Below are 17,459 nucleotides of genomic sequence, written 5' to 3' on the forward strand. Positions count from 1 at the left end.
TTGAATCGCCCTAATCTGCGAAAATTTCGCTAATTTTATTTTGCATATTTTTTAGTGCCAAATCTTTGATTTTGCTTTTTGGGAGATTTTGCAAATCGCCTAAAACCGCGATGAGTTCGTCATTTTTGACAATCTTATAATTTTCAATCAGCTCAAAAAGGGCGCTCTGGTTAAAAATGTGTTCGCCACTGATGATTTGTGTGCCAAAAAATGCGCATTCAAGCGGATTGTGTCCGCCCATTTTCACAAAACTCCCACCCAAAATCACGCAATCCGCAATCGCATAAATATTGATGAGTTCGCCAAGCGAATCAAGTAAAATCACGCTAGATTCGTAGTCTAATCCGCTCTTGCTGTATTTTGTCGCACTTATTTTGTGCGCCTTTATGATTTCCCAAACTTCGCCAAATCGCTCAGGGTGGCGGGGTGCGATGATTAGGCGGTGCAATGGCGAATCCATAAAATTTGCCTTAAAAGCGCGTAAGATTAGCTCTTCTTCGCCTTTGTGAGTGCTAGCAGCAACAATGAGCGTTTGGCTTTGCAAATTTCTTTTAAGATTCTGCGAAATTTTGGGGCGCAAGAGTGCTTTAATATTGCCGATAGTTTCGATTTTTTGTGCGTTAGATTCTGCGCCAAGTGCTAAAAATCGCTCAATATCTGCCTTTTGCTGAACGAAAATTTTATCTACATATTTAAAAAATTGCGTGTAAAAAAACTTATATTTTTTGTATTTTGGGTAGGATTTTGTGCTAATTCGCGCATTTAGCAAAATCGTGTGCGCTCCGCGTTTTTTGGCGCAAAAAAATAGCATAAACCATAGCTCCGCCTCCAAAACTACGAGTTTTTTTAGGCTTTTTGGCATTATAAATGGGATAAAAATTTCAAATGGCAAGTAAGCAATTGCCACGCTTTTATGCGCTGAAAATAGCTCATTTGCCTTTGTGTATCCCGTGTTTGTGGTGGTTGTGATTAAGAGATTTTTTTGCAAGATAGATTCGCTTAAAATGGCTTGAAGCGAATTTATTTCACCCAAAGAACAAGCGTGAATCCACACTTCTGGCGCAAAATTTGCCGATTCAAACGCGCCATTTTTCCACATAAAAAATCGCGCTGGGATTGAGTGGCGATATTTTGGCTTAAATGCGCTAAAAAAGCACAAAATAGGGAGCATAAAAATATATGCCACGCAAAGCAGGGCATAATAGCAGATTGCAAACATACGCTATTTTTTAGCTTTGCTTTTGGTGGCGGATTTTTTAGATTCTGCGGATTTGGTGGATTTTGCGCTTGTTTTTTTCGCGCTAGATTCTGCGGATTTTTTCGCGCTTGTTTTCGCGCTTGATTGTTTAGATTCTGCGCTTTTTGTGCTTTTTGCACTTGATTTTTTGCTAGATTCTGCGGATTTTTTAGTAGTTTTTTTATCAGAATCTGCATATCTCTCTCTTTCGCTTTGCTCTAAATACAAGATTCGCCCACAATGCGGACAAGTCGTAATCGCATCAGCTTTAAATAAATCCACGAAAATTCTATCGTTGATTCGTATAAAGCACCCGCTACACGCTTGTTTTTTGATAGGCACGACACTACTATCCTTCGCCCATTTGCGGACTTTTTCATAAAATACGATGAGTTTATTTTCGATGGTTTTTGCGATGAGTGCCTTTTCGTTGAAAATCGTTTTTAGCTCATCGTGAATCACGCCCACACGCTCATTCACGCTAACTTGCGTCTCTTTGATAATCTCTTGCAATTCGTTCATTTTGTCGATGATTGCGCTCTCTTTTTCTTTGAAATTAGCGATTTTTGCCTCCAAATCGGCGATGATTTGATTTGCAAAGGTGATTTTTTCCTTTGAGATGCCATTTTCAGCGTCCAATGCGCGAAACTCTCTCTCGCTTTTTGCAACCGCCATTTTTTTCTCTAATTGCGCGATTTTCTCGCTATTTTCGGCAATTGTTAGCTCACTATTTGAAATCTCCACGCGCGATTTTTTAATATCATTGCGAATCTCTTCTAAATCCCACTCCAAGCTATTTAGCTCTTTGACTTTGGATTCAAGTTCGTATTCAATCGCGGCGATTTGTGGCTCTTTTGCAGAAGCCCTTTTGTCAATTTCTGATATTTTGATAAGATTTAGCAAGTCGTTATTCATCGTGCTGTCCTTAATTTTAACTAAATGGATTTTTTGAATCGCAAATTATAGCGTTATAGTCAATTTTTTTCAAATTTTTTTGCAAAATTGCGCAAAAATGCCCTTCGCTGTGGTAATGCCCGACATCGATGATGGAGACTTTTTGGCTTAAAAATCGCATTGCATCGTGATATTTTACATCGCCTGTGATAATGCAGTCATTTTCGCCTAACGCTTCATCGCCGATTGCCCCGCACCCTGCGCCACAAACGATGATTAGATTGTTTGCAAAGTCGCTTGAACGCGTGATTTTTAGGTTGGATTTTGGCATTTTTGCTTTGATATGCGCCAAAAGTTTGCCAAAATTATCGCAAAATGGCACTTTGATAATGAATCTATCTTGCGAAAAATTTTTAAATTTAAGCACATCACGCACAAAAGATTCATTTAAATGACTTAAATCGAAATTCGTGTGAAGCGCGATGAGCGCGATATTTTTGCGAATGAGAATCTCTAAAATATTATTTGGATAAAAATCCGCGCATAGATTTTTCAACGGCTTAAAAATCAGCGGGTGATGGGCGATTAGTAGCGAATCTTGCGGGAGATTTTGCGCGATTTCTATCGTGGCTTCAAGCGATAAAAAAATCTCTTTTATTTTTGCATTTTTTCGCCCAATCAAAATCCCGCTATTATCCCAGCCCTCTTGCAAATCAAAGGGCGAAATGCTATCCAAAAACTCATAAATTTCAAAAAGCGTTTTCATAAAAACTTCCTTAAAAATGTCCTTAAAATTTGCTAGATTCTGCGAATTATACACAAATCGCAGAATCTTAATATGTTTTCGCAGAATCTCGCACGAAAATCGCAGAATCTAATATTTTTTCGCAGAATCTCGCACGAAACGCACGAAAATCGCAGAATCTAAAATAGATTCGTCATTGCGAGACTTGCGAATGCAAGTCGTGGCAATCTATTTTATTATTTTGTTTTTGGATTGCCACGATTTGCATTCGCAAGTCTCGCAATGACGAAGCACAGCGCAGATTCTGCGACTAAAATCAATAAATTTGAAGCAACAAAGCGATATTTTTCTTTATTTGCTCAATTATATTTTTATCGCATTTCTTAATAAATTTCGCATTTCGCGCCTTAAAATCCATACTTTTTATTTGGTCGCTCAAAATCGCTCCTTCCCTATCTGCCACAGCGCAGGGCACTTCAAAGGGATAACCCTTAATTTTACTAGTAATTGGCACGCAAACGCACAAACCACTTTTTGCATTATAAGACTTCGCACTTAGCACAACAGCGGGTCTTTTGCCCATTTGCTCGTGTCCATTTTGTGGGTTAAAATCTAGCCAAATAATATCCGCATATTCAGGTATATACATTACCATTCCTTGCCTAATGAATTATCAATCCACTCGCTATCGATATTTAAATTATATTCATTGATTTCATCGCACATTTGCGCTAAATCCCTTTGTTTTTCTATGATGATTTTATCATCCTTTATTGCCATTTGCAGTTTTGAATCGATATTCAACCCTAATTGCTCTAAAAACGCACTTGGGATGCGTAATCCTAATGAATTTCCCCATTTGTTTAACTTAATCTCACTTATCATTTTTTATCCTTAAATATTAAAGTTTATACAATTATACTATAAAGATTCTGCGATTCGCTTTAAAATCGCAGAATCTAATATTTTTTCGCAGAATCTCGCACGAAACGCACGAAATTCGCAGAATCTAAAATAAAATTCTACCCACCCCCTTAATCCCCATCCGCAAGGGAGGGGGAGAGAAAAAATTTTTATGTGAATCTCTCCGCAAGGGATATAAATATAAAAGCCCCTCCCCTTGCGGGAGGGGTTTGGGGTGGGGTATTTATCGCAAAAAATGGAGAGATTTTAAGATTCTGCGAATCTCTCACCCGCCGCCCATAAATTGTAGCATTTCGATTTTATCGCCATCTTTTAAAATTATGCGTTTATAGTCCTCTTTTTTCACAAAATTCGCATTTAGCGTGATGGCAAAAATCCTTGATTTTGCGCCCTGCTCCACGCCCAAAATCGCCAAAATTTCATCGATATTTTTGCCATTTTCAAACTCCATAGATTCGCCATTTACAAACACTCTCATTTCTCACCTCCAAAAAAGCGATAGAAAAATCCCGCCTTATTCACCTGCTTTGCCCGTGCCACGACTAAATCGCCATCTTTTGCATCGCTTGTCACCACGCTCCCAGCGGCGATTAGCACATTATTTTCGATATAAATCGGCGCGACTAGCTGCGTCCCACTGCCGACAAAGACATTTTTGCCGATGAAAGATTTATGCTTATTTTTGCCATCATAATTGCAGGTAATCACCCCCGCACCGATGTTTGTGCCACTTTGCACTTCGCTATCGCCCAAATAGCTCAAATGCCCCGCCTTTATATCCATCAAATGCGAGTTTTTCACCTCCACAAAGTTGCCGATGTGCGAGTGTTTGATAAGCGAGTGCGGGCGGATTCGCGCAAATGGTCCAATTGTGCTATGCGCAATCTCGCTTGATTCAACCACGCTGTGCGCTAAAATCTTGCTATGTATAATCTTACTTTTGCCCTTCAAAACCGCGCCATTTTCAATCTCGCATTCGCCTTCAAACTCCACGCCAAACTCCAAATAGATTGTGTGTGGCAGGTGAAAAATCACCCCTTGCTTCATCGCTGAATCTCGCAATCGCTCTAACGCAAAACCCTCCGCTTTTGCAAGTTCGACTTTTGAATTTACCCCCATAAAATCGCACTCATTCGCCACAATCCCGCAAATATCATCGCTAAATTTTATAATATCCGTTAGATAAAATTCGCGCTGATTGTTATGCGAATCAATGCGTGGCAAGGCAGATTCAAGCAAAGCGCGATTTAGGCAATAAATCCCCGCATTTGCCAAATTTATCGCTTTTGTAGCCGAATCGGCGTCCTTTTCTTCGACAATCGCGCTAACTTTGTCGCCATTCATCACCACGCGTCCGTAGCCTGTGGTGTTTTCTAACTCCAAAATGCCAAGTGCGATTTGGCTTTTTGATTGCGCGAATTTTTGCAAAGATTCAGCGCGAATGAGGGGCATATCGCCACTTAAAATTAGGATTTTCTCATATTTTGTGGCGATGGGTGCTTTTGGCGTGGCAGATTCTGCGCCCTGCATTATCGCTCCTGCGGTGCCGGGATAGTTTTTGTAATCTTGCAAATGCAAATGCAGCGACTTCTCTACAAACTCGCCATATTGCTTACAAATCGCATTTTTTATCAAATCCGCTTCGTTATACAGCACGATATGAATGTCATCGCTAAGTTTTGCCACTTCATCGATGATACAAAAAAGCATTTCTTTGCCACAGATTTTGTGCATAACTTTTGGGATTTTACTTTTCATTCGTGTGCCAAATCCACCCGCCAAAATTATCGTAGAGATGGGCGATTCAGCGGGTGATTCAATGATAATATTTTTCATAAAAATCAATCCTTTTTGTTTTTTATAAAAATTTTAACACAAAAAAAGATATAATCGCAAATTTATTTTCAAACAATCTCATAAAAAGCGAGAAAAGATGGATTTAGGAAGCGTAATTGGTTTAGCATTTATCATTGTGCTACTTTTTTGGTCGACTGTGCTAGGTGCTGGAATCTCCGTATATATCGATATCCCATCGGTTATGATTACCTTTGGCGGTTCGATAGCGGCACTTATGATTGCTGTAAAGTTCGAGCAGATGCGCAATATTTTTCGCTATATGGGCGTTGCTTTCAAACCGCACACTTATGACATCCCGCAACTCATCAAAACAATTACCGAATACTCCATAAAAGCCCGTAGAGACGGCATTTTGAGCTTGGAGCAAAATGTCAATCAAGAAGAAAACGACTTTTTACGCAAAGGGCTAAGTATGGCTGTCGATGGCGCGGAGCCGGATTCGATAAGAGAGCTTTTAGAGATTGATATGGAGCAAAGTTTTTCTAGGCATAATGGCAATGCGGATATTTTCGAGCAGTGGGCGGCGTTGGCGGGTTCATTTGGTATGCTTGGGACGCTGATTGGGCTTGTGGCGATGCTTGTAAATATGAGCGACCCTAGCTCTATTGGACCTGCGATGGCGGTGGCGTTGATTACGACTTTGTATGGTTCGCTCATTGGTAACACCGTGGGTGCGCCGATTGCAAATATTTTACGCATTCGCGCACAAGATGAAGTGCTAATGCAATCGCTCGTGATTGAGGGCATTATAAGTATTCAGGCGGGGGATAATCCGCGCATTTTAGAGACGAAACTTTTATCATTTCTGCCACCTAGTGAGCGCGTTAGTCAATTTGACTAAATTTAGGATTTTATAGTGGCAAAGAAGTTTGAGCCAAAGCCAAAGGGCGGATTGCCCCTGTGGCTAGGGACTTTTGGCGATTTGATGAGCTTGCTTCTCACATTTTTTATTTTGCTTTTATCGATGGCGACTTTTGATGCTAAAAAGCTAAAAGAGGCGGAGGCGAGCATTCGCGGGGCATTAAGCATATTAGAGGGCGGTATCAAAATCGAGCCAAGCGTAAATCGCATAACCCTACCCGGCGACATCGTCCCACCGCCCGAATACGCGCAAGAAGTAAAGCTAATTGAGCAAAGTTTGATTGAGCTAAGCGAATCGCCCAAAGTCTCCGCAGGTGCGGCAAATATCATAGGCGATGGGATAAATGGCTTTATCATCACGCTCCCTACAAATATGCTTTTTGATAAAAATTTTGCTGTAAATGAAGACGCAAAGCTATTTTTGCGCCGTGTGAAGCAGATTTTTGAGCGAATGCCAAAAAATACAAATATCGAAATTTTAGGGCGGGTGAATCTTTCAAGCGCACAGATAAATTTGGAGCGCGCTTCAAATATCGCACTTGCAATCTCACGCGAACTTTATGCTTTGCAAATCGATGGCGCGAGGATTAGCACAATCGGGCGCGAGGATAAAAGTGTAGAAACTGACACGATAAACATTCGCTTCTACGCAAAAGAGGGAGATTCTGCGCCAAAAGGGATTTTGGATAAGGGTGCTAAATAATGCGATTTGCGCGATTTTTGGCATTTTTGATTTTTATATCGCCGCTTTTTTCCGCGCCAAATGAGACAAATGCGATTCAAACTCCGCCGAATCTAGATGAAAATGGCAGACTAATTTTAGAGCAACCGCGTGGCACAACGGGCAACACGATAAATCCAAGCCAAGTAACGGATTTACCCGCCACAATGTCGCCTACTTTGCCGACCGTGAATCTATCCATAAACGCCCCAAAAGAGCCGGGCGATTTGGTAAATACGCTAAATATCATAGTAATCATCACGCTTTTAGTTCTTGCGCCTAGCCTTGTGCTTGTGATGACAAGTTTTACGCGAATCATAATCGTGCTAGGCTTTTTACGCACGGCAATGGGGACGCAACAATCGCCACCCACGCAAATTTTGGTAAGCCTTGCGCTGATTTTGACATTTTTTATAATGGAGCCTGTGGCAAAAAAGGGCTATGAAGTCGGCATAAAGCCCTACATTGCAAAAGAAATCCCTTATGATGAAGCATTTGTGCGCACAATCGCGCCATTTAAAGAATTTATGCTAAAAAATACGCGTGAGAAGGATTTGGCGTTGTTTTTTCGCATTCGCAAATTAGAAAATCCAAAGACAATCGATGATGTCCCGCTAACCGTGCTACTACCCGCATTTATGATAAGCGAGCTAAAAACGGCATTTCAAATCGGCTTTTTGCTCTACTTGCCATTTTTAGTCATCGATATGGTTGTAAGCTCTTTGCTAATGGCACTTGGTATGATGATGCTCCCGCCTATAATGATTTCATTGCCTTTTAAGATTTTGATTTTTATTTTAGTGGATGGGTTTAATTTGCTGATTGGTAATCTTGTAGGCAGTTTTAAAACCTAAAAGTGCGATTGTCTTTTTGACGCTTTTGCGGGATTCTACGCACTCAAACGCTCGATGAACCATCTAGTTCTATCTCGCATTTTTGTGCTTGAAAACCCACAAAATCGCCTAAAAATACTTCCGCACAGACACTTTTTTGTTTGCGAAAAACCGCTATTACTTCGATTGTAATTTGCTACCGCAAATTATTTTAATATTTCGTCATTGCGAGACTTGCGAATGCAGAATCTGATGCAAAAAATCCGTCATTGCGAGTCCTTGCCAAAGGCAAGGGCGAAGCAATCCACAAAAAAATTGTCATTTTGAGCGAATGAAGTGAGCGAAAAATCTCTTTTGTTTGATTTTTTTGAGATTCTTCGCTACGCTCAGAATGACAAAGATTGATTAGATTCTGCGATTCGCAGAATCTAGCGCAGATTCTGCAATTTTATAAAAAATACGCATTTGGCAAATAAATGCCTTATGCGCTTTTATTTGAGATAATTTATTTTTCTTTACACGCTATGTCGTGTCCTAATTTACAGGCTTTTTTGTAAAAATGCTTTGATTTAATTTTGGCAGCTTTTTTCTCACTACCTTTTTTAGAATCAGCTTCCCTGTAATAGTAATGTCCAAGCAGATTACAGCTATTTATCTCATTGTATTCACAAGCCTTGTGTAAAAACTCTACATATTTTTCAGGATTTTCTTGCAATACTTTTCGATAGCCGTGTGCATCGCCATACTCAACAGCTATTGTAAGGCACGAAGGACCATCTCTTAAATCACAACCCTTAAAAGCATATTCTACACGCAATTTGCCGAATTCTGCTTCATAGCGCGATTCTAGATATTTGCTACTATAAAATAAAGATACGAATCGGCAAGCTTTGCCCTCTCTTGCCTCACATCTTGCCTTCAATTTCTCTAAATTATCCTCTATAATTTTATAGTCAGCATCCCTATTTATGTTTAGTCCTTCAAGGCTTATCGCAAACGCAACAACTGCAACAATCATTGATAACAATATTGCTTTCATAGCAATCCTCCGCTAAAAATGTTATTTCTTTGCTTTCAAAAACCAAAGATTCTGCGATTATAGCGCAATAAAATATCAATCCATCATCGCAATGCAATTTTAAAAATTATCAAGTTACGATTTTATGCAAAAATGAGAAGTAGGTTGCATAGATTCTGCGATTTTCGTGCGAGATTCTGCGAATCGCAGAATCTAATTTTAAATCGTCATTGCGAGACTTGCGAATGCAAGTCGTGGCAATCCAAAAAATTGTTATTATTAGCGCGAAGCGAAGAATCTTAAAAAAATGCAAATGGATTGCTTCGGCACTTTGTGCCTCGCAATGACGGCGTGAGAGTGTAATTCGCAGAATCTAATGCAATTTCGCAGAATCTAAATCGTAAAAACCCCACCCCCTAACCCCCTCCGCAAGGGAGGGGGAACAAAACGCAGAATCCTCCGCAAGGGAGGGGGAATTACAAATTCTGCGATTCGCACGAAATTCGCAGAATCTACCGCCAAAGTCGCAGTTTTCGCAAAATGCCTTTCGTCTTTGAATGCACTCCAAATTGTCGCATTGCAAATTTATAGAGATTTTCCCTGCTTTGCGTGATTTGCGAGTTACTCCGCATAAATGCGTCATCATAATTTTTATCAAAAATATTAAACAAAAAGCACTCCATCCGCCAATCAAAAATCTCTTTGTGATGAAAATCCAAAAATAGCGGTTCTCTCAACTTCGCCAAATACGCGCTTTCATCGCTATCAATGCGCTTTATTTCATCTAATATTTGCGGAAAATCACTCTCAGATTCTACGAAAATCACTGCATTTTTATTGATTCCCCCCCCCCCCCGTATCTAACGCACCAAAGGCACTTTTATCGCCCCAATAAATGGGAATCGTCCTTGCGGCGACTGCTTGGATTAACTTTTCTGTGGTGTATCCGCTCGTGCTTGAATTCTCAAAGCATAGACTGAATTTGCACTCGCTTTGAAAGGCAAACTTATCCGCCACCGCGCCACCGACATTATTCAAAAATCGCCCCGCAGAATCTACCCTTTTATATGCCGATAAAATCTCATAAAACTCGCGCCGAAGCGGATTTGCCCCGCCATTGCTAACGATAAAATTGCAGAATCTGCGTTTTTGTCGCAGAATCTCATTTGAGATGCCAAGATGCTTGTCCCGTGCGCGTAAATAATCGCCTCCATAAAACAAATAAAGCGGATAGCGCAAATATCGCTCACCAAAATTAAGATGACAAAACGCAATGGCATAATCGCAGAAATTAAAGTCCGGGGCGATATTTTCGCCTGTGTAAAAAATGCGAACGCAGTCATATTTGATATGCTCTGCGCCAAACACGCTGTAAAATAAATATTGCGGATTGTCGCTATCTAAAATCACTTCATATTTTTGCGCTAAAATCTCTAAGATTCTGCGTTTTATCCCATCCATCGTGGTAAAATCCGCAAAATGCACTCTTATTTTTTTCATCATCAAATCCTTAAAATTTCGCAGAATCTTACCAAAATTATTTAGATATAATTGCGATTTTAATTTGATTTTTGGGAGTGAAAATGAGTAAATGCGATGTTGTGGTAGGCATTCAGTGGGGCGATGAGGGCAAGGGAAAGATTGTAGATAATTTGGCAAAAGGTTATGACATTATCGTCCGCTATCAGGGCGGTCATAATGCTGGGCACACGATTGTAGTGGATGGCAAAAAAGTCGCACTGCACCTCGTGCCTAGCGGGATTTTGTATGAAAACACGCTAAATTTAATTGGCAATGGCGTGGTGCTAAATCCGCAGGCATTTTTGGATGAAATCGCGCAGTTTGAGAGTGCGGAGGGGCGCATTTTTATCAGTCCAAAGGCGCATTTGATTTTGCCATATCACGAAGCGCGTGATAAAGCAAATGAAAGCGATGAGAAAAATGCGATTGGCACGACTTGCAAGGGCATTGGACCTGCTTATGCTGATAAAGTCTCGCGCGTGGGATTTCGCGTGGGCGAAATGTGCGATATTGAAAACTTTATAAAAAAACTACGCAAAAAGTTAGAAAATATCCCGCAAATAAATATCGATGAGTTAGAGGCGCAAATGAGGGAATATTCGCAGAATCTGCGCCCTTTTATCAAAGATATTGACGCGATTTTGTGGGATGGCATTGCTAAAAATAAGCGCATTTTATTAGAGGGCGCGCAAGGAAGTATGCTAGATATCGACCACGGGACTTATCCCTTTGTGACGAGCTCTACGACAATTTCAGCGGGTGCGTGTAGCGGAAGCGGGATTGCGCCAAGGGATTTGGGCGAAGTGATTGGCATTATGAAGGCGTATTGCACGAGAGTAGGCAAAGGGGCGTTTCCAAGTGAGGATTTTGGCGAGTGGGGAGCGATTTTACAAAAAAAGGGCGGAGAAATCGGCGCGACAACGGGCAGAGTTCGGCGGTGCGGGTGGTTTGATGCGGTGGCGGCAAAATACGCAATCGCCCTAAATGGCGTTAGCAAAATTGCTTTGATGAAATTAGATGTATTAGATGATTTCCCAAAAATCAAAGTTTGCGTGGGATATGAAAGAGGTGGCGAGACAATCGCAACTTGCGAAAATCTAAACTATCCATTTGATTTAAATGATATTACGCCGCGTTATAGGGAATTTAGCGGATTTAGTGGCGTTAGCGGGGTGCGGAAATTCGATGATTTGCCACAAAATGCAAAGGATTATATTTTCGCATTGGAGGCGATTTTAGGTGTGAAAATCGCCATAATCTCCACAAGTCCCGAGCGAGATGATATTATAATGCGTTAGGATTGCGCGGTGCAAACAAAATTTAGCAAGATTCTGCGATTAAAGCAAAGCATTGTGAGTAAAATCGAACTTGAACTTATGAAAGTAAATGCGGAGATTCTGCAAAAAAAGGGCGAAATTGCGGATTTGGAGCGACTAATTAGCGAGTTTTCTTTGCCAAAGGGGAGCAAAAATTACAGCGAATTTTTGAGATTTAAAGAGGGCATTAGCAATATTCGTGCGAAAATCACGGAGGAAAATGCCTTTTTGCAGATGATGGAAGCGCGAAAAGTGGATATAACAAAGCAATTTCAAAAATCAAAAATCGAGTTTGAGAAAATCAACTATTTGCATTTAAATGAAGTGCAGAATCTACTTAAAAAAGCGCAGAGAGCGGAGCTTGTAGCGATGGATGAGATTGCGCTAAATAAATTTATGGCACAAAAAAAGGCGGAGCGATGAGAATTATTTTTATGGCGATTTGTTGCGTGGGGTGGGCGGTTTGCAATATGATTGATTGCAGTGCGATTTTTGCAGAGCGGAAAAATGAACTGCAAAGCAAACTAAACAAAATCGCCGAGCAAAAAAAGATGCTAAATATTTTATACGATGAGCAAAAACGCGCAAATAGCGATAGAATGGAGCAGTTAAAACTGCAAGAAATCAAAGTGCAAAAGCTAATCGATGAGGCAAAAATGCGAGAAAATGAAATCAAAAATTTGATTAAGCAAAATGAGGAACTTCTCGCCCAAATTGACGCCAAAAAAAGCACCAAAATCGCCGAAACCTACGCAAAGATGAAGGATTCAAAGGCAAGTGAGATTTTTGGCGCAATGCCACTAAAACAAGCAGCAGAGATTTTATTTACAATGGATGCAAAATCAAGCGGGAAAATTCTCGCCAAAATGGACGCACAAAAGGCAGCAAAACTCACAGAATTGCTAAAAAATGGTCCGCCATTTTCGCAAGATGAAATAATGGATGAATAATCAAAAGAGGGCAAAATGAGCGCGTGGAAGCTAGAAAACGATGTCGATGACTTTGTAAAGGCGACTTTTGAGGATTTGGGGCTAGTTAAAAATAGCGATTATTTTGAGAAAACCGCCTCGCCTTATATGCAGGACGCCCTAAAAGGCGCAAGTAAAAGTGGCAAGGGTGGCAAAGCTGCGATTGATTTTGTGGTGGAGAAATACAGCATTCCTGTGGTTATCGAAAATAAATTAGGCATTAAAAAGCTTTGCGCCGCAGAATCTCCGCTAGTTTTAAAAGAGGATATTCCAAGCGTTAGGGATTTCGCGCTAAATGGTGCGTTGCATTATGCAAAACATTTAGTCAAAGCAAATGCGTATAAAGAAGTCATAGCCGTAGGCATCGCAGGTGAAAGCGCAAGTAGCGTGGAGATAAAAGTCTTTTATGTCGCTGAAAATAATACTTATATCGATACAAATTACAAAGATTTGGGCTTTTTGCGCGATAAAGAAGCTTTTGATGAGTTTTATGAAAATATCAAGCTAACCGATGAGCAAAAGCATAATTTTGCCATTTATAAAAGGGGGCTTATATCCACGCACGCCAAAAATTTAAGCAAAATTATGAATGACTTTTCGATTTTACCGCACGAACGGGCTTTATTTGTCGCGGCGTGTTTGCTTGCTATGCAGGATATCAAAAGTGGCACACAAACGCTAGAAAAAGGCTTGATTCCTGATTTGCTTTTAGGCGCAGATGGAGATTACAGAGATAGTATAAAAATCCAAAATCACATAGAAAAGTTTTTGCAAAACCACAATTTAGCGCAAGATAAAATCACTCTAATGACAAATTCATTCCACAGAATGACAATTAACGCAAACAGAGACATAATTAGAGCCTTGCACAAGCATTTAGAAAAGAGCAAATATCTCAAAGGTAAAACCGCCAGCACAAATAAGCAAGTTTTTACCTACATTTTCGAGCATATTTTCAACGAAATAAATACGCTTAATAAAAACACCAAATTTTATGACATTATGGGCGAAATGTATAATGAATTTTTAAAATACGCGATGAGCGGGGGCAAAGAGATAGGCATAGTGCTAACGCCCTTTTATGTAACCAAAATGATGAGCAAAATATTAGAGATTGACAAAGATTGCAAAGTGATAGATTTAGCCACAGGCTCGGCGGGATTTTTAATCGCGGCTATGGATTTGATGATTAGCATAGCTACGCAGGACGCCAAAACGCAGAGTTTTAATCTAAAAGACAAAATAAATCAAATCAAACAAACACAGCTTTTAGGCATAGAAGAAAGCGCGGATATTTACGCCCTAGCTACTACAAATATGATTTTGCGAGGCGATGGTAGCTCACAAATCATTCAAAACGACAGCTTTAACACCGCTTTGACGCAAACCATAAAAGACTTCAAAGCCGATAGAATCTTGCTAAATCCGCCATTTTCTTATAAAGAAAACGGAATGCCCTTTATAAAATTAGGACTTGATAATATGCCACGCCACGCATTAGGCGCGATTATTATCCAAGATTCTGCGGGGAGTGGCAAAGCGATAAATACAAATAAAGCCATTTTGCAAAAACACACGCTAAAAGCAAGTATCAAAATGCCAAGCGACTTATTTGCGCCGATGGCAGGCGTGCAAACGAGCATTTATATCTTTGAGGCGGGAACTCCGCATAATTTTAGCAAAAGTGTGAAATTTATCGACTTTCGCAATGATGGCTATAAGCGCACCGAGCGAAGTTTGCAAGAGGTGGATAACCCCACAGCGCGCTATAATGACATCGTAGAGATTTATAAAAATGGCAAGGCTTCAAGCAGATTTTTGCAAAGCAAGTGGAATTTAGATGAAATCTATATCGAGGATTTTATAACGCCTAGCGGGGCGGATTGGAATTTTGAGCAGCATAAAAAGGTGGATTCTAAACCCACATTGCAGGATTTCAAAAAATGCGTGAGCGAATATCTCGCGTGGGAAGTCGCAAATGTCTTAAAAAAGGATTGTCTTTAACCCCGCTCAAATAAGCGCAAATCTCGCAAATATCGAATCAGAATTCATCGCACAAGGTGGCAAATGGGAGGAATTTAGAATCGGGGATTTGTTTGATATCGTGCTTTCAAGTGGGGATAACAAGGCAAATGAACTGCCAAGTGGCGAGATTCCGCTAGTTTCCGCAGGTGAAAGCAATAACGGCATTACAAAGCACATAAAGCACGGCGATGGCAAAGCGCAAATTTTCCCTGCAAATATCTTAACCGCCGATATGTTTGGCAATTTTTTCTATCAACCAAAAGAATTTTACGCCGTTTCGCACGGCAGGGTAAATATGCTTTTTCCAAAATCGCAATATTTTTCACGCTTCAATCGCTTTATAGGCGGTTTTATTTGCGCTTATAGCTTTAAATTTAAGTCGCTTTTTGGATTTTCAAATATGCTCTCCAAAACAAAAATAGAAAAAGAAACGCTAGAACTCCCAACGATGGATGGCAAAATCGCCTTTGATTTTATGGAATCTTACATAAAAGAGCTAGAAGCACAGCATATAAGAGAGCTAGAAGCATATTTGGAGGCTACGGGACTAAAAGATTGCGAGTTAAATGCAAAAGAAAAAACCGCCCTAAATGCCATTGAAAACGGCGCAACGAGAGAGAGAGAGAGAGAGTAAAACCGCCCGCTGATTTGCATTGGCGCGAATTTAGCGTAGGCGATTTATTTGAGAAAATTTTACGAGGCAATATCTCCAAACAAGGCGATTTAGAAAAAGACGCAATGGGGATTAGCTTCATAGCGCAAAATGACGAATGCAACGGATATGTATGCAAAGTAAGGGCTGAAAATCACAGAGTTTTTGAAGCGCACTCCATCATCATAGGGCGACAAACGGGCGTAAGCTACTATCAGCCCGAGCCTTTTGTCACAACGGATGGCGTTTTGGTTTTGACAAATCATAAAATTATCAAAAATAGATTTGTGGGATTGTTTCTAACCTCGCTATTAGCGCAACAGCTTCGCATTTTTGGATACAGCTACACCGTATCATCAGCAAAACTAAAAGCACTCAAAATCGCCCTCCCCACGATGGATGGCAAAATCGCCTTTGATTTTATGGAAACTTTCATTAGCGCGGTGCAAAAAGAGGCGATAAAAAGCGTAATTTTATGGAAGCAAAAGCGCACAAACGCCACCAAAGCGATTGTGGAAAATCGCTAGTCTAGCGAATTTATATTTTTCACACAATTCGCAGAATCTAGCCCAAAATCGCAGAATCTACTTCACTTCGTCATTGCGAGACTTGCGAATGCAAGTCGTGGCAATCCACTCACGCCGTCATTGCGAGAGAATGAGCGAATGCGAATTCTCGTGGCAATCCATTAAGATTCTGCGAATCGCACGAAAATCGCAGAATCTAACGCAGAATCTAAAATTTTGCAAATATTTAACTATTGACAGCATAAATTAAACGCGCTATAATTCGCGCACATTAAAGGCGGTGCTTTACCGCCACCCTTAAAACTTGAAACTTGCAAAATTCACATAAATTTCAACTAAAATATCCCTTAACTCACTATCAAAAGCACTTATAATATCATCTAAAAATGTCTCCATTTTATCGCTATCTATCCCCACGCCGACTTTGACTTTACCAAAAATTTGACAAGTAGAATACTTCGATGGTAATGCAATACAAATCAAAGTGCAAAAAATCCGTCATTGCGAGATTTTGCGAATTACACACAAAATGCAGAATCTGCCCCACTTCGTCATTGCGAGTCCTTGCCTTTGGCAAGGGCGAAGCAATCCAAGATTCTGTGATTCGCACTTCATTTTGTCATTCTGAGCGAAGCGAAGCAACCATCTATTTTCAGATTCTGCGATTTTGTCGCCTAATTTCATTTCAAAGTCTCTTATTTTCTCGCAAAAGGGCTGCACCCCCCCTCCCCGCTCCCCCTACGCGCCAAAAGCTCACGCTTTTCGCTTTTAGGGGGAGTGCCTCGCTTAATCCGCTTCTAGCAAAAAATCGGCGGGTTGCACTACTGCAACCTTTTTCCCGATTTTTTGCACCACGAAGCGGGCGAGATTTTGGTGCTTCGCACGGATTTATTTTTTTGGATTGCCACGATTCTGCATTCGCAGAATCTCGCAATGACGGAAAATAGCAAATTAGATTCTGCGTTTCTCATACAAAATGCAAAATGTGGATTGCCACGATTTTGCTTCGCAAAATCTCGCAATGACGGATTTTTTCGCGCTAGATTCTGCGAATTTATATTTTTCGCACGATTCGCAGAATCTCAAATTTTCGCACGAGTCGCAGAATCTAATGAAAAAAATCAAAAAACGCAGAATCTAAAATAAAAATTACCCACCCCCTAACCCCCTCCGCAAGGGAGGGGGAATTTTTGGATTGCTTCGGCGACAAGTTGCCTCGCAATGACGAAATGCGGGCAGATTCTGCGAAACACACAAAATTCACAGAATCTCGCAAAAAAATCACAAATTTTCGCAGAATCTTTACGCATTTAACGCGTATTTTTAAAGATTTTTGCCTATAATTGCGATAAATTTTAGA

Annotated in this window: 27 protein-coding genes; 12 read left to right on the forward strand and 15 right to left on the reverse strand. The window is 40.4% G+C overall.

The features are described from left to right. Positions 1-10 precede the first annotated feature (10 nt). The 7 genes from waaA to glmU form a co-directional block, all read right to left on the reverse strand. Positions 11-1,219 carry a lipid IV(A) 3-deoxy-D-manno-octulosonic acid transferase gene (waaA, locus tag ACWIUE_RS03820; protein ID WP_454135034.1) on the reverse strand — a complete coding sequence of 403 codons (1,209 nt, stop codon included), beginning with the start codon at positions 1,217-1,219 and terminating at the stop codon, positions 11-13. 3 nt (positions 1,220-1,222) lie between these two features. Next, positions 1,223-2,152 (reverse strand): zinc ribbon domain-containing protein, encoded by a 930-nt coding sequence (locus tag ACWIUE_RS03825; protein WP_454135035.1) that lies wholly within the window; start codon positions 2,150-2,152, stop codon positions 1,223-1,225. 16 nt (positions 2,153-2,168) lie between these two features. Next, on the reverse strand, positions 2,169-2,897 hold the full coding sequence (locus tag ACWIUE_RS03830) for a Nif3-like dinuclear metal center hexameric protein (RefSeq protein WP_454135037.1): 729 nt from the start codon (positions 2,895-2,897) through the stop codon (positions 2,169-2,171). Between the two features lie 295 nt (positions 2,898-3,192). After that, on the reverse strand, positions 3,193-3,525 hold the full coding sequence (mazF, locus tag ACWIUE_RS03835) for an endoribonuclease MazF (protein ID WP_454135039.1): 333 nt from the start codon (positions 3,523-3,525) through the stop codon (positions 3,193-3,195). Continuing rightward, complete coding sequence (locus ACWIUE_RS03840) at positions 3,525-3,761, reverse strand: AbrB/MazE/SpoVT family DNA-binding domain-containing protein (RefSeq protein WP_454135041.1); 237 nt, start codon at positions 3,759-3,761, stop codon at positions 3,525-3,527. The genes mazF and ACWIUE_RS03840 overlap by 1 nt, the downstream gene beginning before the upstream one ends. A gap of 304 nt (positions 3,762-4,065) precedes the next feature. Continuing rightward, the gene (gene thiS, locus ACWIUE_RS03845) at positions 4,066-4,278 is read right to left on the reverse strand and encodes a sulfur carrier protein ThiS (protein WP_454135043.1); all 213 of its coding nucleotides are present in this window, start codon (positions 4,276-4,278) and stop codon (positions 4,066-4,068) included. Continuing rightward, positions 4,275-5,636, reverse strand: coding sequence for a bifunctional UDP-N-acetylglucosamine diphosphorylase/glucosamine-1-phosphate N-acetyltransferase GlmU (glmU, locus tag ACWIUE_RS03850; RefSeq protein ID WP_454135045.1), 1,362 nt, complete (start codon positions 5,634-5,636; stop codon positions 4,275-4,277). Before glmU ends, thiS begins: the two co-directional genes overlap by 4 nt. 97 nt (positions 5,637-5,733) lie before the next feature. On the opposite strand from glmU, the gene ACWIUE_RS03855 reads away from it, so the two are divergent. The 3 genes from ACWIUE_RS03855 (at position 5,734) to fliP (ending at position 8,093) form a co-directional block, all read left to right on the forward strand. Further along, complete coding sequence (locus ACWIUE_RS03855) at positions 5,734-6,498, forward strand: motility protein A (RefSeq protein ID WP_454135047.1); 765 nt, start codon at positions 5,734-5,736, stop codon at positions 6,496-6,498. 15 nt (positions 6,499-6,513) lie between these two features. After that, a complete protein-coding gene (locus tag ACWIUE_RS03860) occupies positions 6,514-7,221 on the forward strand; it encodes a flagellar motor protein MotB (RefSeq protein ID WP_454135049.1) in 708 nt (235 codons plus the stop codon). 185 nt (positions 7,222-7,406) lie between these two features. Continuing rightward, positions 7,407-8,093, forward strand: coding sequence for a flagellar type III secretion system pore protein FliP (gene fliP, locus ACWIUE_RS03865; RefSeq protein WP_454135381.1), 687 nt, complete (start codon positions 7,407-7,409; stop codon positions 8,091-8,093). A 484-nt stretch (positions 8,094-8,577) separates the two neighbouring features. Here the strand turns inward: fliP and ACWIUE_RS03870 are convergent, their stop codons facing one another. After that, entirely contained in the window at positions 8,578-9,111 is a 534-nt protein-coding gene (locus ACWIUE_RS03870) for a hypothetical protein (RefSeq protein ID WP_454135050.1), read from the reverse strand. Between the two features lie 132 nt (positions 9,112-9,243). Between ACWIUE_RS03870 and ACWIUE_RS03875 the strand changes: the two genes are divergently transcribed. Next, positions 9,244-9,393: a hypothetical protein gene (locus tag ACWIUE_RS03875; RefSeq protein WP_454135052.1), complete on the forward strand. Its 150-nt coding sequence runs from the start codon at positions 9,244-9,246 to the stop codon at positions 9,391-9,393. 70 nt (positions 9,394-9,463) lie between these two features. Here the strand turns inward: ACWIUE_RS03875 and ACWIUE_RS03880 are convergent, their stop codons facing one another. The 3 genes from ACWIUE_RS03880 to ACWIUE_RS03890 are packed head-to-tail and all read right to left on the reverse strand — an operon-like array spanning position 9,464 to position 10,590. After that, complete coding sequence (locus tag ACWIUE_RS03880) at positions 9,464-9,658, reverse strand: hypothetical protein (RefSeq protein ID WP_454135054.1); 195 nt, start codon at positions 9,656-9,658, stop codon at positions 9,464-9,466. Next, positions 9,603-9,917 carry a hypothetical protein gene (locus tag ACWIUE_RS03885; RefSeq protein WP_454135056.1) on the reverse strand — a complete coding sequence of 105 codons (315 nt, stop codon included), beginning with the start codon at positions 9,915-9,917 and terminating at the stop codon, positions 9,603-9,605. The genes ACWIUE_RS03880 and ACWIUE_RS03885 overlap by 56 nt, the downstream gene beginning before the upstream one ends. Before the next feature lie 7 nt (positions 9,918-9,924). Next, on the reverse strand, positions 9,925-10,590 hold the full coding sequence (locus tag ACWIUE_RS03890; protein WP_454135057.1) for a glycosyltransferase family 10 domain-containing protein: 666 nt from the start codon (positions 10,588-10,590) through the stop codon (positions 9,925-9,927). A gap of 83 nt (positions 10,591-10,673) precedes the next feature. Here ACWIUE_RS03890 and ACWIUE_RS03895 point away from each other — a divergent pair, with 83 nt between their 5' ends. From ACWIUE_RS03895 to ACWIUE_RS03925, 7 genes are read left to right on the forward strand one after another with little or no spacing between them, the layout of a single operon-like run. Beyond that, positions 10,674-11,909 carry an adenylosuccinate synthase gene (locus ACWIUE_RS03895; protein WP_454135059.1) on the forward strand — a complete coding sequence of 412 codons (1,236 nt, stop codon included), beginning with the start codon at positions 10,674-10,676 and terminating at the stop codon, positions 11,907-11,909. A gap of 9 nt (positions 11,910-11,918) precedes the next feature. Next, entirely contained in the window at positions 11,919-12,350 is a 432-nt protein-coding gene (locus ACWIUE_RS03900; RefSeq protein WP_454135061.1) for a flagellar FliJ family protein, read from the forward strand. Then, the gene (locus tag ACWIUE_RS03905; protein ID WP_454135063.1) at positions 12,347-12,877 is read left to right on the forward strand and encodes a MotE family protein; all 531 of its coding nucleotides are present in this window, start codon (positions 12,347-12,349) and stop codon (positions 12,875-12,877) included. Before ACWIUE_RS03900 ends, ACWIUE_RS03905 begins: the two co-directional genes overlap by 4 nt. A gap of 15 nt (positions 12,878-12,892) precedes the next feature. Beyond that, entirely contained in the window at positions 12,893-14,899 is a 2,007-nt protein-coding gene (locus tag ACWIUE_RS03910) for an HsdM family class I SAM-dependent methyltransferase (protein ID WP_454135065.1), read from the forward strand. 46 nt (positions 14,900-14,945) lie between these two features. After that, positions 14,946-15,554 (forward strand): restriction endonuclease subunit S, encoded by a 609-nt coding sequence (locus tag ACWIUE_RS03915; RefSeq protein WP_454135383.1) that lies wholly within the window; start codon positions 14,946-14,948, stop codon positions 15,552-15,554. Between the two features lie 14 nt (positions 15,555-15,568). Continuing rightward, positions 15,569-16,099, forward strand: coding sequence for a restriction endonuclease subunit S (locus ACWIUE_RS03920; protein WP_454135067.1), 531 nt, complete (start codon positions 15,569-15,571; stop codon positions 16,097-16,099). Continuing rightward, positions 16,083-16,349 carry a hypothetical protein gene (locus ACWIUE_RS03925; protein ID WP_454135069.1) on the forward strand — a complete coding sequence of 89 codons (267 nt, stop codon included), beginning with the start codon at positions 16,083-16,085 and terminating at the stop codon, positions 16,347-16,349. The genes ACWIUE_RS03920 and ACWIUE_RS03925 overlap by 17 nt, the downstream gene beginning before the upstream one ends. A 47-nt stretch (positions 16,350-16,396) precedes the next feature. On the opposite strand, the gene ACWIUE_RS03930 is transcribed toward ACWIUE_RS03925, so the two are convergent. From ACWIUE_RS03930 to ACWIUE_RS03940, 3 genes are read right to left on the reverse strand one after another with little or no spacing between them, the layout of a single operon-like run. After that, the gene (locus ACWIUE_RS03930; RefSeq protein WP_454135071.1) at positions 16,397-16,582 is read right to left on the reverse strand and encodes a hypothetical protein; all 186 of its coding nucleotides are present in this window, start codon (positions 16,580-16,582) and stop codon (positions 16,397-16,399) included. Positions 16,583-16,597: 15 nt separating this feature from the next. Next, positions 16,598-16,819, reverse strand: a complete 222-nt coding sequence (locus ACWIUE_RS03935) for a hypothetical protein (RefSeq protein ID WP_454135073.1) — start codon at positions 16,817-16,819, stop codon at positions 16,598-16,600. Continuing rightward, on the reverse strand, positions 16,785-17,033 hold the full coding sequence (locus tag ACWIUE_RS03940; protein WP_454135075.1) for a hypothetical protein: 249 nt from the start codon (positions 17,031-17,033) through the stop codon (positions 16,785-16,787). The genes ACWIUE_RS03935 and ACWIUE_RS03940 overlap by 35 nt, the downstream gene beginning before the upstream one ends. Here ACWIUE_RS03940 and ACWIUE_RS03945 point away from each other — a divergent pair. Beyond that, positions 17,033-17,245 (forward strand): hypothetical protein, encoded by a 213-nt coding sequence (locus tag ACWIUE_RS03945; protein WP_454135077.1) that lies wholly within the window; start codon positions 17,033-17,035, stop codon positions 17,243-17,245. The two genes, ACWIUE_RS03940 and ACWIUE_RS03945, sit on opposite strands and share 1 nt — an antisense overlap. Here ACWIUE_RS03945 and ACWIUE_RS03950 read toward each other — a convergent pair. Next, a complete protein-coding gene (locus ACWIUE_RS03950; protein WP_454135079.1) occupies positions 17,208-17,384 on the reverse strand; it encodes a hypothetical protein in 177 nt (58 codons plus the stop codon). The genes ACWIUE_RS03945 and ACWIUE_RS03950 overlap by 38 nt on opposite strands. Between the last annotated feature and the right edge of the window lie 75 nt (positions 17,385-17,459).

Source organism: Helicobacter sp. 23-1045 (assembly GCF_053654655.1).